The sequence below is a fragment of the Sphingomonas sp. SORGH_AS_0879 genome (assembly GCF_030819175.1).
GTDB lineage: Bacteria > Pseudomonadota > Alphaproteobacteria > Sphingomonadales > Sphingomonadaceae > Sphingomonas.
Window position 1 is genome coordinate 2,008,155 of the sequence record NZ_JAUTBJ010000002.1, and the last position, 15,183, is coordinate 2,023,337.

15 protein-coding genes are annotated in these 15,183 nt (G+C 66.9%); 12 read left to right on the top strand and 3 right to left on the bottom strand.

The genetic code is table 11. The features are described from left to right. The first annotated feature begins 8 nt into the window (after nt 1-8). The 5 genes from QE379_RS10190 (at nt 9) to QE379_RS10210 (ending at nt 4,130) form a co-directional block, all read left to right on the top strand. Nucleotides 9-710: a GntR family transcriptional regulator gene (locus tag QE379_RS10190; protein ID WP_307000133.1), complete on the top strand. Its 702-nt coding sequence runs from the start codon at nt 9-11 to the stop codon at nt 708-710. Between the two features lie 51 nt (nt 711-761). Next, nucleotides 762-2,165 (top strand): amino acid permease, encoded by a 1,404-nt coding sequence (locus QE379_RS10195; protein WP_307000135.1) that lies wholly within the window; start codon nt 762-764, stop codon nt 2,163-2,165. Between the two features lie 80 nt (nt 2,166-2,245). After that, nucleotides 2,246-2,854 carry a TetR/AcrR family transcriptional regulator gene (locus QE379_RS10200; protein ID WP_307000137.1) on the top strand — a complete coding sequence of 203 codons (609 nt, stop codon included), beginning with the start codon at nt 2,246-2,248 and terminating at the stop codon, nt 2,852-2,854. Between the two features lie 186 nt (nt 2,855-3,040). Then, the gene (locus QE379_RS10205; protein ID WP_307000139.1) at nt 3,041-3,460 is read left to right on the top strand and encodes a hypothetical protein; all 420 of its coding nucleotides are present in this window, start codon (nt 3,041-3,043) and stop codon (nt 3,458-3,460) included. A 76-nt stretch (nt 3,461-3,536) separates the two neighbouring features. Beyond that, nucleotides 3,537-4,130 (top strand): alpha/beta hydrolase, encoded by a 594-nt coding sequence (locus QE379_RS10210; protein ID WP_307000141.1) that lies wholly within the window; start codon nt 3,537-3,539, stop codon nt 4,128-4,130. A 111-nt stretch (nt 4,131-4,241) separates the two neighbouring features. Here the strand turns inward: QE379_RS10210 and QE379_RS10215 are convergent, their stop codons facing one another. Beyond that, nucleotides 4,242-4,469, bottom strand: coding sequence for a hypothetical protein (locus QE379_RS10215; protein WP_307000144.1), 228 nt, complete (start codon nt 4,467-4,469; stop codon nt 4,242-4,244). Nucleotides 4,470-4,539: 70 nt separating this feature from the next. Between QE379_RS10215 and QE379_RS10220 the strand changes: the two genes are divergently transcribed. From QE379_RS10220 to QE379_RS10230, 3 genes are all read left to right on the top strand, one after another. Further along, complete coding sequence (locus QE379_RS10220; RefSeq protein ID WP_307000146.1) at nt 4,540-5,787, top strand: hypothetical protein; 1,248 nt, start codon at nt 4,540-4,542, stop codon at nt 5,785-5,787. Nucleotides 5,788-5,851: 64 nt separating this feature from the next. Then, complete coding sequence (locus tag QE379_RS10225) at nt 5,852-6,856, top strand: NAD(P)-dependent alcohol dehydrogenase (RefSeq protein ID WP_307000148.1); 1,005 nt, start codon at nt 5,852-5,854, stop codon at nt 6,854-6,856. A 10-nt stretch (nt 6,857-6,866) separates the two neighbouring features. Beyond that, complete coding sequence (locus tag QE379_RS10230) at nt 6,867-8,147, top strand: NAD(P)/FAD-dependent oxidoreductase (RefSeq protein WP_307000150.1); 1,281 nt, start codon at nt 6,867-6,869, stop codon at nt 8,145-8,147. A gap of 5 nt (nt 8,148-8,152) precedes the next feature. Here QE379_RS10230 and QE379_RS10235 read toward each other — a convergent pair whose 3' ends face one another. Together QE379_RS10235 and QE379_RS10240 are read right to left on the bottom strand one after the other, a co-directional pair. Then, a complete protein-coding gene (locus QE379_RS10235; protein WP_307000152.1) occupies nt 8,153-8,797 on the bottom strand; it encodes a GntR family transcriptional regulator in 645 nt (214 codons plus the stop codon). Between the two features lie 105 nt (nt 8,798-8,902). After that, the gene (locus QE379_RS10240) at nt 8,903-10,957 is read right to left on the bottom strand and encodes an NAD(+) synthase (RefSeq protein WP_307000156.1); all 2,055 of its coding nucleotides are present in this window, start codon (nt 10,955-10,957) and stop codon (nt 8,903-8,905) included. An 855-nt stretch (nt 10,958-11,812) separates the two neighbouring features. Here QE379_RS10240 and QE379_RS10245 point away from each other — a divergent pair. The 4 genes from QE379_RS10245 to QE379_RS10260 all read left to right on the top strand — a co-directional run bounded on the left by QE379_RS10245 (nt 11,813) and on the right by QE379_RS10260 (nt 15,179). Then, nucleotides 11,813-12,157: an ArsC family reductase gene (locus tag QE379_RS10245; protein ID WP_307000158.1), complete on the top strand. Its 345-nt coding sequence runs from the start codon at nt 11,813-11,815 to the stop codon at nt 12,155-12,157. 51 nt (nt 12,158-12,208) lie between these two features. Next, a complete protein-coding gene (panB, locus tag QE379_RS10250; protein ID WP_307000160.1) occupies nt 12,209-13,075 on the top strand; it encodes a 3-methyl-2-oxobutanoate hydroxymethyltransferase in 867 nt (288 codons plus the stop codon). Nucleotides 13,076-13,191: 116 nt separating this feature from the next. After that, nucleotides 13,192-13,860, top strand: coding sequence for a tetratricopeptide repeat protein (locus QE379_RS10255; protein WP_307000161.1), 669 nt, complete (start codon nt 13,192-13,194; stop codon nt 13,858-13,860). After that, entirely contained in the window at nt 13,857-15,179 is a 1,323-nt protein-coding gene (locus tag QE379_RS10260; protein ID WP_307000164.1) for a PQQ-binding-like beta-propeller repeat protein, read from the top strand. The genes QE379_RS10255 and QE379_RS10260 overlap by 4 nt, the downstream gene beginning before the upstream one ends. Nucleotides 15,180-15,183: the final 4 nt, after the last annotated feature.

The following is a 15,183-nucleotide window of genomic DNA, read 5'->3' on the forward strand; positions in this document are numbered from 1 at the left end:
TGGCGACGATGCCCTCGCCCCTGGACAATGCGCTCGATGACGGGCGTCATCGGGGCGAGGGCGTCATCGTCGTCCAGACGCTGGCGGACCGTATCTTCGCCATCGTCCGGGAACGGATCATCGCGGGGGCGATCCCGCCGGACCGTCCGATCCGTCAGGACGCGCTGGCCGCCGAACTGGGGGTCAGCAAGATTCCGCTGCGCGAGGCGATGGCCCGGCTGGAGCAGGAAGGGCTGCTCCACGGTGTCGCCAATCGCGGCTATATGATCGGCGCGCTGTCCGTCGAGCAGGCCGAGGATATCTACGGCCTTCGCCTGAAGATCGAGCCGATGGCGGCGGCGCAAGCCTCACTGATCGCCGATGACGAGGATCGCGCCAAGCTGGTCGCAGCCTTCGAGGCGTTGGACCAGGCCGCGACCAGCGACCTCGCGCGCGTCGCCATCTGCAACCGCCAGTTCCACATGGCCATGGTCCGCCCGGTGCGGCGGCCCCTGACCATCCAGCTCGTGCGCCAGCTCGCGGTCCTGGCCGAGCGTTACGTCGTCGCCCATCTGCAACCCGCAGGGCGCGATGCGCGGGCACATCTTGAACATCGCGAACAACTTGACGCCTTCATGGCGCGCGATGCGGAACGGCTTCAGGGATTGCTTGATGCCCATATCCGGTCCACGCTGATCGACTTGAAAGGCGGGTTCGCACCCGTCGTCTGACAATCATAAGCCCATGGGACATGGAGCCTTGGGGCGGGGGGATTTCCAACGATGTTCGGACCGTTGAAACCGCTGGGCAGCGCGACCCAGCATGGCGAGGGGCAGGCGCTGGCCAAGACGCTCAGCTGGCCGCACCTGATCGCCTTGGGGGTCGGCGCGATCGTCGGCACCGGCATTTACACGCTGACCGGCGTCGGCGCGGAACGGGCGGGGCCCGCCGTCATCCTGGCCTTCGCGATCGCGGGTGCGGTGTGCGCCTGTGCCGCGCTCGCCTATGCCGAACTGGCCACGCTGATCCCGGCGGCGGGCAGCGCCTATACCTTCAGCTACACCGCGCTGGGCGAGACGCTCGCCTGGATCGTCGGGTGGAGCCTGATCCTCGAATATTCGCTGGCCTGTTCGACCGTGGCGGTCGGCTGGTCGGGCTATCTGGTCGGCTGGATACAGGCGGCGGGGGTCCATCTGCCGCCCGAACTCCTGTCAGGGCCGCATGGCGGCGGCATCATCAACCTGCCCGCCGTGCTGGTCGCGCTGTCGGTCATGGGGATGCTGGTCGCGGGGACGCGGGAGAGTGCGACGCTCAACATCATCCTGGTCATCGTGAAGCTGGTCGCGCTGGGCGTGTTCATCGCCTTCGCCATGCCCGCGTTCAACGCCGACAACCTTCATCCCTTCATGCCCTATGGCTTCGCCGCGCATGAGGTGGACGGAGCCAAGCGCGGTGTGATGGCGGCGGCGGCGATCGTCTTCTTCGCCTTTTACGGGTTCGACGCGGTGGCGACCTCGGCCGAGGAAGCCAAGAATCCCGGCCGCGACCTGACCATCGGCATCGTCGGTTCGATGCTGGTCTGCACCCTGATCTACATGGCGGTCGCGGTCGCCGCGATCGGATCGCTGCCCTTCCAGCAACTCGCCAATTCGCCCGAACCGCTGGCGCTCGTCCTGCGCTCGCTGGGCCAGCCGACGGCGGCGCATCTGATCGCGCTCGCCGCCGTCATCGCGCTGCCCTCGGTCATCCTGGTCATGATGTACGGGCAGAGCCGCATCTTCTTCACCATGGCGCGCGACGGGTTGCTGCCCCAGTCGCTGGCGGTGGTCAGCAAGCGGAGCGGCGCGCCGACCCGCATCACGCTGGTCACGGGCGTGTCGATCGCGCTGGTCGCGGGCATCTTCCGTCTGGACGAGATCGCCGAGTTGGCCAATGCGGGCACGCTATTGGCGTTCATTTCGGTGGGCGCCTGCCTGATGGTGCTGCGGCGCAAGGCGCCCGAGGCCAAGCGGCTGTTCCGTTGCCCGCAACCCTATCTGGTCGGCACGCTGGCGATCCTGGGCTGCCTCTATCTGCTGTTCAGCCTGCCCAGCTCGACCATCGTCCGTTTCGCGATCTGGAACGCGGCGGGGCTGGCCTTCTATTTCGCCTATGGGCGGCGGCGCAGCGCCCTGGCGCGCGGCTGATCCCGATCGGGACGATCACCGGCGGGCCAGTCGCTCGCCGGGGCTTTCCAAACCGCTCGGATAATTCTATACCGAGTGTTATGAAAAACCTATTGCCCGTATGCAAGGGGCGGCCACGCGAATTCTGCACCGACAAGGCCCTGGCGGCCGCGCTCCGGGTGTTCTGGAGCAAGGGCTATGAAGGCGCGTCGATGGCCGACCTGACCGAGGCGATGGGGATCACCAAACCCAGCCTATACGCCGCGTTCGGCAACAAGGAAGCCTTGTTCCACAAGGCGCTGGACCTCTACGAAGCCGAAAAGCTCGCTTATATCCGCGAGGCGCTGGAACAGCCGACCGCGCGGACGGTGGCCGAGAATCTCTTACGCGGCGCGCTGGAGGCGATGACGAGCAGTAGCGAACCGCAAGGGTGCCTGGGTGTGATTCATTCGGTCGCGTGCGGGACGGAGGCCGAATCGATCAAGGCCGAGGTCGTGGCGCGCCGGGCATCGGCACAGGCTGCGCTTCTCGCGCGGTTCCAGCGGGCCAGGGACGATGGCGACCTGCGTGACGGCGTCGATCCCGAGGGGCTGACCCAATATCTCTACGCACTGTTTCAGGGGATGGCGGTGCAGGCCGGTTCCGGCGCGACGCGCGCGGAGCTGGAAACGCTGATCGAAACCGGCATGGCGCTCTGGCCGTCGCGTTAAGTACCATCCGGTATGAAAGTGCTTGACGGGCTTTCGATCCGTTAATATACCACTCGGTATGGAAGGCGCTTCGGGTCTTCCGGTTCGATAACAGGCGAGACAGCACGGCGGCGGACGAAGGACTGCCGATCGCGGCGGGCACATGGCCCGGCGTGCGGGATGTCGCGCGACGCAAGGGGAAGTCTCATGGCCTATGTCGCTTTTCAGGAAATCGGTGCAGCCCGCGTCGCGGTCGATGTCGCGATCGCGCAGCGGGGCGCATCCGCGATCCGCCCCGATGCCCGCCTCTCCGCGCTGGAGTGGCAGGTCGTGGCGCTGGCCCGGCGCGACCGCATCTCCAGCCTGCGCGCGCCGTCCAAGCTGGGCCGCGCGCTGGGCAGTATCTTCGGCGACACGCGCAACCCGCGCCTGGCCGATCCCTCGCTGGAGGCGCTGCGCCGCATGGCGGTACTGAGTTGGCATCACGGCTATAGCGTTCCCTCGCACGAGGTTCGGGCGTTTCTGGCGGCGGGCTATACTCCCGATCAATATGAGTTGATGGTCGACAGCATCGCCACCGCGCTGAGCAGCGCACGGCGTCCGGCGCGGCTCGCCACGTCGGAATGACCCTGGGATAAGGCGACGCCCTCTTGCCCTTCGTGGCGAGAGGCGTAGCTTAGGGGGCCCATCGACGGAGCAGACCATGACGGCCGTACTGCGTCTGAACGACCCCTTTTCGATCATCACCCTGCCGATGGCGGGGCCCGTGGCGGCTGCCGAGCGGGCCATGCCCTGGGAAAACCTGTTCGCCTGGCCGCGACAGGGCGATGTCCAGCTTCACTTCGATGATTCGTCACGAGAGGCGCGGGATATCTGGGCGACTCGGCTCGATCATGCGGTGGCGCAGGCCGACAAGGCGGTGCTGCTGGTCGCGGAAGGGGCGGCGTGCCTCGCCAGCATCTGGTGGGCGCGATTGTCGCCCAGCCATTACGTTTCCAAGGTTGCGGGAGCCTTGTTCTTCCAGCCTCCGGAGACGGCGGCGCTGGATCGCACCGGCGGGCATTTGTTCGCATCGCCCGAGGCGGCACTGCCCTTTCCCTCGCTGGTCGTCGATGGCGCGGACCATGGTTCCGCGCTGGCGACCATGTGCGGCGGGCGGTTGCTTCAGGCGCCCGCCACGGCCCCGCCGCCGACCGGCATGTGGCGTCAGGCCCAGCGTCTGATCGAGCGCTTCTCAGCGGGGGTCGTCGAGCAGGACCTTCGTGTCTTGCGTACCCTGGGTCATCCGGAACGCTGACAAAAAAAGGCCCGGCGGGTTCATCCGCCGGGCCAGTCGATCGCCGCTGGGAGCTTCCTTTGGCGAGCAGGAGCAGTGTGAGGCCCGGTCAGGGCCCGCCACCGAGGCAAATCAGTTGGCGTTGAGGGCGTCGGCCTCTACGGCATTGTCGCCCGCCACGTTGCCCAGCGCATCACTGTCGAGCAGGGCACCCTCGTCATTCGCCAGAACCTCATTGGTCAGCGCCGCCGACGACTCATTGTCGGTTGCCGTGATGTTCCCGGACCCGGAGGGGGAGCAGCCTGCCACGCCGACGGTGGCGGCGAGAAGGATCAACGGAAAGGCATGGCGTCGCAACATCGTATCGGTCCCCTGTGTTATCCGTGTATCGCCGCTTTCCGGCTTCCACTGAGTAATACATATCAAATCGATGGGATATAACCAACGCTATTCTTTTCGTGCCGATAGCTGGGCTTTGCCGTGGCTGATCGTGATGGTGGCCGTCGCGCTGGTTTGGGCAGGGCGGGCATCGGCGCAAGAGCCGGCGTCGGCTCCCCTGGGCAGTGCCGCCTCGCTGGCGCTAGACGCGGCGCAATATGGTTCGGTGTCCGGCCTGTCCGCCACGCAAGGCTTGCAGGAACTGGCGGTGCAGGAGGCGTCGGTGCCGGTGACCGATGCCTTGGCGGTCGAGTTCGCCGATCGGCTCGCGGGCCTGTCGGTGGGACACACGCCGTTTCGGATCGATGTTCTCCTGACCGGCGATGCACCGGTGGCGGACCGCATCGTGCCCTTGGCTGGCCAGCCGGTCGCCATCCGGTTCCGTACCGGCGCCTATGCGACGCATCACCAACTGGTGGTCGCGCTGGCGCTGCACCAGACCGAAATCCGCGCCAGCCTGACCCAGCCGCCGGGGATCGGTGTCGATCCGCGCATCGGGGCACTCGTCGTCATGGTCGGCCAGGCGGACCTGCTGGCCGAGCCGGTCGAGGCCATGCGCGACCGGATCGCGCGGATCGCGGGCGTGCCGGTCAAGATCGCCACGCTGGAGACGCCCGATATCGATCTCGCCGATCTTCAGGGCGGCATGCGGCTGGTCGGCGTCGATCCGGCCGATGGGCGACGCTATGCCTGTACCAGCGGCTTCGTCGTGCGGCGCGGTGTGGAGAGTGCGATCGTCACCGCCGCGCATTGTCCCGATGACCTGTCCTGGATCGACGCGGCGGGGGCCGCGCATCCGCTGCGCTATGCCGGGCAATGGGGCTGGGGCTATCAGGACGTGCAGGTGAATGTCGCCGACCATGGGCTGCCGCCCGCCTTCTGGAGCGATACGGCCAAGACGATCAGCCGGACAGTCACCGGCTCGCGGCCCCGCACCTCGACGCGCGCGGGCGATGTCGTCTGCCATCGGGGCGAGCGGACGGGCTATAGTTGTGCCGAGGTCTGGATGCCCGACTTCGCGCCCGCGGGCGATTTGTGCGGCGGTGGCTGTACCCCGACATGGGTCGCGGTGCGCGGTCCCACCTGTCGTAGCGGGGATAGCGGCGGCCCGGTCTTCCTGGGCGGCACCGCATTCGGAATCGTGAAGGGAGGCAGTTATCGCGGCGACGGCGGCTGCGCCTTTTATTATTATATGTCAGTCGATTTCCTGCCCAATGGGTGGGTGCTGGCGACCGGTTGAGGGATCGCATCGCGCCGCGCCCGCGTTTTTGCGCCATCCATATGACAGTGATGAAGGCGATGGCATGAAAGCGATGATCCTCGACGCGCCCGGCGGGCTGGACCGGTTGCGGATGGTCGAGCGGCCCGATCCCGGCGCGCCGGGGCCCGGCATGATCCGCGTTCGCCTGCACGCCACCTCGCTCAACTATCACGACTATGGCGTCGTCGCGGGCAAGATGCCGACCGAGGATGGCCGCATCCCGATGGCCGACGGCGCGGGCGTCGTCGAGGCGGTCGGGGAGGGCGTGGCCGACTTCGCCTCGGGCGACGCGGTGGTTTCGTGCTTTTTCCCCGATTGGCAGGAGGGCCCGCCGCGCGTCGGCGACTTTTCGCGCGTGCCGGGGGACGGGATCGACGGCTATGCCTGTGAGTTGGTGGTCGCCCCCGCTACGGCCTTCACCCGCGCGCCCAGGGGCTATGACCATGCCGAAGCGGCGACGATCACCACCGCCGGGCTAACCGCCTGGCGCAGCCTGGTGGTCGATGGCGGGCTCAAGGCCGGGGATACGGTGCTGGTCCTCGGTACCGGTGGCGTGTCGATTTGGGCGCTTCAGATCGCGCGGATGATGGGCGCTCGGGTGGTCGTGACCTCCTCGTCGGACAAAAAGCTGGCGCGCGCCCGCGAACTCGGCGCGGCGCATGTCATAAACTACCGGACCCATGAGAATTGGGGGCAGCACGTCCATGACTGGGCGGGCGAGGGCGTCGACCATGTCATCGAGGTCGGCGGTCCGGCGACGCTCACCCAGTCGATCGACGCGGTTCGGATCGGTGGCCATATCGGGCTGATCGGCGTGCTGACCGGGATCGCCGGGGACGTGCCGACCGCCACGCTGATGCGCAAGCAGGCGCGGTTGCAGGGCTTGATCGTCGGCAGCCGACGGATGCAACTGGAGTTCGTCCGGGCGCTGGACGATGCCGCCCTTCGCCCCGTGGTCGATCGCCGCTTCGACCTTGCCGACCTGAGCGAGGCGTTCCGCCTGCAGGAGCGTGGCGGCCATTTCGGCAAGATCGCGGCGACATGGTGAGGGGAAGGGGATGAGCACCGCGACCGTCGATCCGAACTGGCCGCATGTCGTCATCGTCGGGGCGGGCTTTGGCGGGCTCGCCGTCGCGCAGGGACTGGCGAACGCCCCCGTCCGCGTGACGGTGATCGATCGCAACAATTATCATCTCTTCGTGCCGCTCCTCTATCAGGTGGCGACCGCCGCCCTGTCTCCGGCGGACGTGGCCGAGCCGATCCGCCATGTGCTGGGCCGCTATCCCAATATCCGCGTCGTGCTGGGCGAGGTGGCGCAGGTCGATACGGACCGGCGCGAGGTGGCGCTCGCGACCGGCGAGACGCAGACTTATGATCGGCTGGTCGTCGCGACGGGATCGACCAGCAGCTATTTCGGCCATGACGAATGGCGGCCCTTCGCCCCCGCCTGCAAGTCGATCGAGGAGGCGCGGGTCATCCGGTCGCGCGTGCTGGGCGCATTCGAGGAAGCCGAGCGCGACGGCACGGCGGATCGTCAGGCGCTGATGACCTTCGTCATCGTCGGCGGCGGCCCGACCGGTGTCGAGCTGGCGGGATCGGTGGCGGAACTGGCCCGCTATGCCCTGGCCTCCGATTTCCGCCGTATTCGCCCCGAAACGGCGAAGATCATCCTGGTCGAGGGCGGTCCGCGCATCCTGTCCGCCTTTCCCGAATCGCTCGCCCGCTATGCCGAGCGTGCGTTGGGGCAGTTGGGCGTGCAGGTGATGACCGATACGCCGGTCGAAGCGATCACGGCCGAGGGCTTGAGGGCTGGCGGACACTTCATCCCCGCGCGGACCGTCCTGTGGGGAGCGGGGGTGGCGCCGACCGGGGCCGCCAGGCTGCTGGGTATCGCGCCGGGGCCGGGCGGGCGGGTCCCGGTCGGCCCCGACCTGAAGGTCGAGGGGACGGACGGCGTCTATTCGCTGGGCGATGTCGCGGCCTGCCCGGACGAGGATGGCAAGCCGCTGCCCGGACTGGCGCAGGTCGCGCAGCAGCAAGGGCAGTATCTGGGCAAGGCGCTCCGCGATGAACTGACCGGGGGGCGGCCGGCCAAGCCCTTCCGCTTCCACAATCGCGGCAATGCGGCGATCATCGGCCGACACGCGGCCATTTTCGATTTCGGTCGATATCGGATGAAGGGCTATCCAGCCTGGATGCTCTGGGCGATCGTCCATGTCGTGCTGCTGGTCAGTTTCGCGCAGCGCATCCGGGTCGGCCTGCAATGGCTATGGCGTTACCTGACCTATCGCCGGGGTGCGCGGATCATCACCACGCCGTTCGTCCGTCCCCCCGGCTGAGCGGATCAGCGGCCCAGTTGCGCGCGCAGATCGACCAGCGTCGCGCCGATATGCTCGGTCAGGAAACCGGCGACCCGCGCCTCGTCGCGCGCCAGCCAGGCGTCGAGCAATTCCTGATGTTCCTTGTGCGCGCGGGTCTCGCGCCCGGCTGGCTTGAGATGCTGGACGACATAGCGCTCGGCCAGCACCTGCAACCGCTCGATCAACTGAAAGGTCAGCGCGGCCCCCAGCGGGCGGACCAGCGCCAGATGGAAGGCCCGGTTGCGCAGGGCGACCTCATGCAACGCCTCATGCGCCGCAACGTCCAGCGCAGCCAGCGCGTCCCTCGCGACCTGATGATCGGCGGCGGTGGCGACCCGGCTGGCGCGCGCGGCGGCATCGGGTTCGAGCGCCAGGCGGAGCTCATAGATTTCCTCCGCCTCGCTGGCCCCCAGCGAACGGACGAAGAAGCCGCGATTGGCCTGGCTGGTCAGCAGCCCTTCCTGCTCCAGGCGGGCCAGCGCCTCGCGCAGCGGGATCTTGCTGACGCCCAGTTCGTTGGCGAGCGCATCCTGGCGGATCGGCTGATCTTCGGTCAGGTCGCCGCTGATGATCCGTTCGCGAATGATCGTGAAGATCTGTTCGGACAGGGTGCGAACGACAAGGCTCATGATCTCTCTCGTGCCGACAGGCCAGGAGGAGCCTGTAATTCTGGAATAAATGTGACGAACAAGACAGCATAGACCTGTTCTAGGCCCACTGCCAAGTGTGTGATGTCAGTGGGGCGGCAGCGCGTCGCTCAACTCCGCCAGCCAGACCGATGCGCGACCGTCCGACGGCGCCCGCCAGTCGCCGCGCGGCGACAGTGCGCCGCCGGGCGAAACCTTCGGCCCGTTGGGCAGGGCGGAGCGCTTGAACTGGCTGGTCTGGAAGAAGCGGGTCAGGAACCGCTCCAGCCAATGCCGGATCGTCGGCAGGTCATAGGCGACCCGCGCGTCCGCCGGCAGATCCTCCGGCCAGCCGCCCGCCTCGACATCGCGCCACGCATGCCAGGCGAGGAAGGCGATCTTGGACGGCTTGAGGCCATAGCGGATGACATAATGCGCGAAGAAGTCGTTGAGCGCATAGGGGCCGATCATTGCCTCGGTCGACTGCATCGCGCCGCTGGCATCGGCGGGAACCAACTCGGGCGAGATTTCCTGCGCCAGGATCGCGGCGAGTACCGTGTTGGTCGCCACGTCATATTGCCCGGTTCGGATGCACCAGCGGATCAGGAACTGGATCAGGGTCTTGGGCACGCCCGCATTGACGGCATAATGGCTCATCTGGTCGCCCACGCCATAGGTGCACCAGCCCAGCGCCAGCTCGGACAGGTCGCCGGTGCCCAGCACGATCCCGCCCCGCTGATTGGCCAGCCGGAACAGATAATCGGTGCGAAGGCCCGCCTGGACGTTCTCGAAGGTGACGTCGTGGACCGGCTCGCCTTGCGCAAAGGGGTGGCCCATGTCCGCCAGCATCCGCTGTGCGGCGGGGCGGATGTCGATCTCCTCCGCGCTGACGCCCAGCGCGCGCATCAGCGACCAGGCATGGGCCTTGGTCCCTTCGCCCGTCGCGAAGCCCGGCATGGTGAAGGCCAGGATACGCTCGCGCCCCCAGCCCAGCCGGTCGGTCGCCTTGGCCGCGACGATCAGCGCATGGGTGGAATCGAGCCCGCCCGACACGCCGATGACCAGCGTCTTCGCACCGCTGGCATCGAGGCGCTTCGCCAGCGCCTCGACCTGGATATTATAGGCTTCGTAGCAATCCGCATCGCGCCGCGCGGGGTCGTCGGGCACGAAGGGGAAACGATGCACCGCCCGGCGCAGGCCTTGATCGGCGGGCTCGGCACCATGGACGAAGCCGATCCGGCGGAAGCGCTGCTCGGGATGGCCCGCAAAGGCGGCGGCATCGTTGAACGTCCCAAAGCGCAACCGCTCCTGCACGATCCGCTCGACATCGACATCGGCGATGGTCAGCGCAGGCTCGCGCAGGAAGCGTTCGGACTCGGCCAGCGCCTCGCCCAGTTCGTGGACCAGACCCTGTCCGTCCCAGGACAGGTCGGTAGTGCTCTCCCCGATCCCGGCGGCGGAATAGACATAGGCGCAGGCGGCGCGCGCCGACTGGGCGGCGGCCAGCATCGCCCGGTCCCGCGCCTTGCCGATGACGATATTGGACGCCGACAGGTTGCAACAGATGGTCGCCCCCGCCAGCGCGCCCGCGGTCGAGGGCGGGGTGGGGGCCCAGTAATCCTCGCAAATTTCGGCATGGATGACGAAGCCCGGCACGTCCTCCGCCGCGAAGATCAGGTCGGTACCGAAGGGCACGCTCTGCCCGTCCAGTTCGATGGTCAGGCCGGTCAGCCCGGCACCGCTGGCGAACCAGCGCTTCTCATAATATTCGCGGTAATTGGGCAGGAAGGTCTTCGGCACAACGCCCAGGATGCGCCCGCGCGCGATGACGACGGCGCAATTGTAGAGCCGCCCGTTGCGCGGCAGCGCCGCCCCGACCAGCATGACCGGCGACAGCGCCGCGCTGGCATCCACCATCTCGCCCAGCGCCTCCAGCGTCGCGGCGTGCATCGCACCCTGAAGATGCAGGTCGTCGATCGCATAGGAGGTCAGCGACAATTCGGGAAAGACGATCAGGTCGACCCCGTCCTCATCCGCGACCCGCGCCAGATCGAGCATCGCCGCCGCATTGGCATGCGCATCGCCGACCGAGGCGGCGGGCGTGGCGGCGGCCACGCGGATCAGACCGTGGGTGTGAAGCGCGTAGAAGGGATGGTCCTGCATGCGGACGGGATAGCCGGATGGGGGAGGGGGCGCCACCCCATGCGGCTTGCCACGGGTTAGGATGGCGTGGGGAGGTTCGCCCTTGGCCTTCGACTTCGCTCAGGCTGAACGGAGCGAGGGAGATGGACCATCCCACCAGCCGTTCAGCCTGAGCGAAGTCGAAGGCCACGCCCCACCCGATGCTGCTTTTTCCAGACACCCCGATTATGGACCGCGCATCCATATCATCCCGAGGCGCCTCATGACCGTCCAACTCTACGGCATCCCCAACTGCGAGCAATCTGCCATGGTTGTATGCAAAGGCGAATGTCGCACTTGCCTGCGATGCGGATGGATTGTCGCAATCTGCTGAAGCTGCCAACATACCTTTATGCCCCGATACGAACCGATCGAGACTGGCGTTCGAATCAACGCCATTGCCAGCGACCTGCTGTCCTTCCGTTGGCAAACAAACGGGGTATCGGCAGATTTCATCCTCCCAGGGGATGACGAGCATCTTCTTCGCGTGTCGTTCGATGGCCCCTGCATCGTTCGCTTGTTGGATGAAATGGCGTTGTCTACAGAGGCGGACGACACACCAGATAGTGGTCTCATCCCCAATCATTTTGCCTATCGACTGGGAGATGCACGGTTCGCTCGGTCTCAATCCGAGACATGGCGCGAAGTGAGCGCGCCTGTGGGCCAATCGGTCGCCCATTATCGCTTCGTCACTGGCTGGGCCTGTATGGACGTCTTATGCGGCGCAGCGCCCGTTTTCTCACTGGTCGACAAGACTGCTAGAATGGACGCGGATCGGTAGCGACGCAGCTGTTTTACGTACTCGCGCTGCCTCTGTCTTTGAGCAATGGGGTCATAATGACAACTACGGTATATGGGATTGTTAACTGCGACACGATGAAGAAGGCCCGTACTTGGCTGGACCAGCACGGCGTCGCCTATCGCTTCCACAACTACAAGACCGATGGCATCGACGAGGCCACCCTGCGTCGTTGGGTCGATCGGGTCGGGTGGGAAGTGCTGCTCAACCGCGCCGGCACCACCTTCCGCAAATTGGACGAAGCGGACCGGCAGGACATCGACGCAGGCAAGGCGATCCGGCTGATGCAGGCGCAGCCTTCGCTCATCAAGCGCCCCGTTCTCGACCGCGACGGCACGCTGACCGTCGGGTTCAAGCCGGAACGCTACGCCGAAATCTTCTGAGCGGAGCCAAGGGGGTGGAGCCGTTTGCGCGGGGGGAGTAAGGCCCGGTCCATGTCCACGACCTACACGCTCGACACCGCGACGAGTCGCGCCACGCCTACGCCCGCCCCGATGAAGCGGCTGACCGTCCCGGCCATCCGGCGCGCCAAGGGGGCGACGCCGCTGGTCATGCTGACCGCCTATACGGTGCGGTCGGCGCAACTGCTCGATCCGCATTGCGACATGCTGCTGGTCGGCGACAGCCTGGGGCAGGTGATCTATGGCCTGCCCTCGACCGTGCCGGTCACGCTCCAGATGATGGCGGCGCACGGTGCGGCGGTGGTGCGGGGCAGCTATCATGCGGTCGTGGTCATCGACCTGCCCTTCGGCAGCTATGAGGCGAGCCCCGAAAAGGCGTTCGAGAATGCCGCCTGGCTGCTCAAGGAAACCGGCGCGGCGGCGGTCAAGCTGGAGGGCGGCGTGGCGATGGCGCCGACCGTGCGCTTCCTGGTCGAACGCGGCATCCCGGTGATGGGCCATGTCGGCCTGACGCCGCAGGCGGTAAACGTGCTGGGCGGCTATGGCGCGCGCGGTCGTACGCCCGAGGAAGCGGAAAAGATCGTCGCCGACGCCGTCGCCATCGCCGACGCGGGGGCTTTTTCCGTGGTGATCGAAGGCGTGGTCGAGCCGATCGCGATCGAGATTACCGACCGCATCGCCTGTCCGACGATCGGCATCGGCGCATCGGCGCAGTGCGACGGGCAGGTTCTGGTCGGCGAGGATATGCTGGGCCTGTTCGATCGCACCGCGCGCTTCGTCCGCCGGTACGAGACGATGGGCGACCGGATCGGCGAGGCCGCGCGCGCCTATGCCGAGGATGTCCGTACCCGCCGTTTCCCCGGACCGGAGCAGATCTATGCCCCGCGTGACGGTGGATAAACCAAGGCCGCTTCCCACCGGGCCCGCTCCTCGCTAAAGGTCGCGGCTTCCAATTGCCTTGATCCAGAATAGCGGAGCCCGTCTTGGCCCTAACGCCCCAATCCAGCCAGGCCTTTATGAGCGAGGTCGACGACGAACTGCGTCGCGATCGGCTGACCCGTTTCTGGACCCGCTGGGGCCTTATCGTCGGTGCGCTGGTCGTCATCGTGCTCGCGGCATTCGGCGGCTATCTCTATTGGCAGCATCACCGGACCCAGGCGGCGGCGGCCGATGGCGAGCAGTTGCAGTCGGCCTACGACGCGCTGGCGGAGAACGACACCAAGACGGCCGACGCCAAGCTGAAGACGCTGGCCGCCTCGAACGTCGATGCGTACCGCGCGCTGGCGCAGTTCACCCAGGCGGACATTCTTCTCCAGAAGGACGACCTGAAGGGGGCTGCCGCGCGCTTCGCGACGATCGCCAACGACGCCTCGCTCGCCAAACCGTTCCGCGACCTGGCGCTGGTCCGCCAGACCATGGCCGAATATGACACCCTGAAGCCCGAGTCCGTGATCGCGCGCCTTGGCGGCATGGCGGTGCCCGGCAACGCCTGGTTCGGCAGCGCGGGCGAGATGGTCGCCATCGCCTATCTCCGCCAGAACAAGCGTGCCCAGGCCGGTCGCCTGTTCGGGCAGATTGCCAGCGAGAAGGATGTGCCCGATACGTTGCGGCAACGTGCGGTTCAGATGGCCGGCGTATTGGGGGTCGATGCCGTCGGCCAGAGTGAGGACACCAAGACCCAATGACGAAGCATTTCCGCACCTCGGCCGCGCTCGCCGCGTTGATCGCGCTCGGCGCCTGTGGGGTGTTCAAGAGCGCGCCGAAAAAGACCCCGACCGTGGGCAACCGGGTGCCGATCCTGGTGTCCGAAACCGGGGTCGAGGCGGACAAGACGATCGCCGATGTGCAGGTCCTGCTACCCGCGCCCGAAACGAACCCCGAATGGGCGCAGCCCGGTGGCAATGCCGCCAAGTCGATGGGCCAACTGGCGCTCGGCGAGCAGCCGCAGCGTCTGTGGGAAGCGACGATCAACGGCGGTTCGGCGCGCGACCCGCTGGGGGCCGCGCCCGTCGTCGCCGAGAACAAGCTGTTCGTCGTCGATGTCGAGGGCAATCTCCAGGCGCTGAACGCCGAGACCGGTGCGAAGCTGTGGTCGGCGGGGATTACCGAGGGCGACCAGAACCGGCTCGCGCGCTTCGGCGGCGGTGCCAGCTATGACAGCGGCACGGTCTATGCCACCGATGGCCTGGGCGACGTGATCGCGGCCAATGCCGCCGATGGCAAGGTGCTGTGGCGCGCCAAGCCGGGTGGTCCGCTGCGCGGATCGCCGACCATCGCCAATGGCAATGTCTATGTCCTGACCCAGGACAATCAGCTCTACGCGATCAACCAGGCGGATGGTAAGATCGTCTGGGCCGGGCAGGGAACGCTGGAAACGCAGGGCGTGTTCGGCGTCGCGGCCCCCGCCGCCAGCCAGGGCACGGTCGTCGCCGGATTCTCCAGCGGCGAACTGAACGCCTATCGCTACGAGAATGGCCGCATGTTGTGGCAGGACGCGCTGTCGCGGACCAGCATTTCGACCTCGGTGTCGACCTTGTCGGACATCGACGCCGCACCGGTGATCGATCAGGGCCGCGTCTATGCGCTGGGCCAGGGCGGCCGCATGGTCGCGCTGGAACTGTCGACCGGCCAGCGTCTGTGGGAACAGAATTTCGCCGGCATCTCGACGCCCTGGATCGCGGGCGAGTGGATCTTCCTCGTCACCGACGACGCCCGTCTGGTGGCGCTGGCCCGGTCGAGCGGCAAGGCGCGCTGGATTTCGCAGCTTCAGCGTTTCCATAACGAGAAGAAGAGGAACGGCGCCATCACCTGGTTCGGCCCGGTGCTGGCGGGCAATCGCCTGATCCTGACCAATTCGGAAGGGCAGATCGTCTATGCCAATCCGGGCGACGGATCGGTGCAGGCGACGGTCGAGGCCAAGACGCCCTTCGCCCTGCCGCCGATCGTGGCGAACGGCGTGCTGTACGTCCTGGATCAGAAGGGGCGGATCGCCGCCTATAAGTGATGGA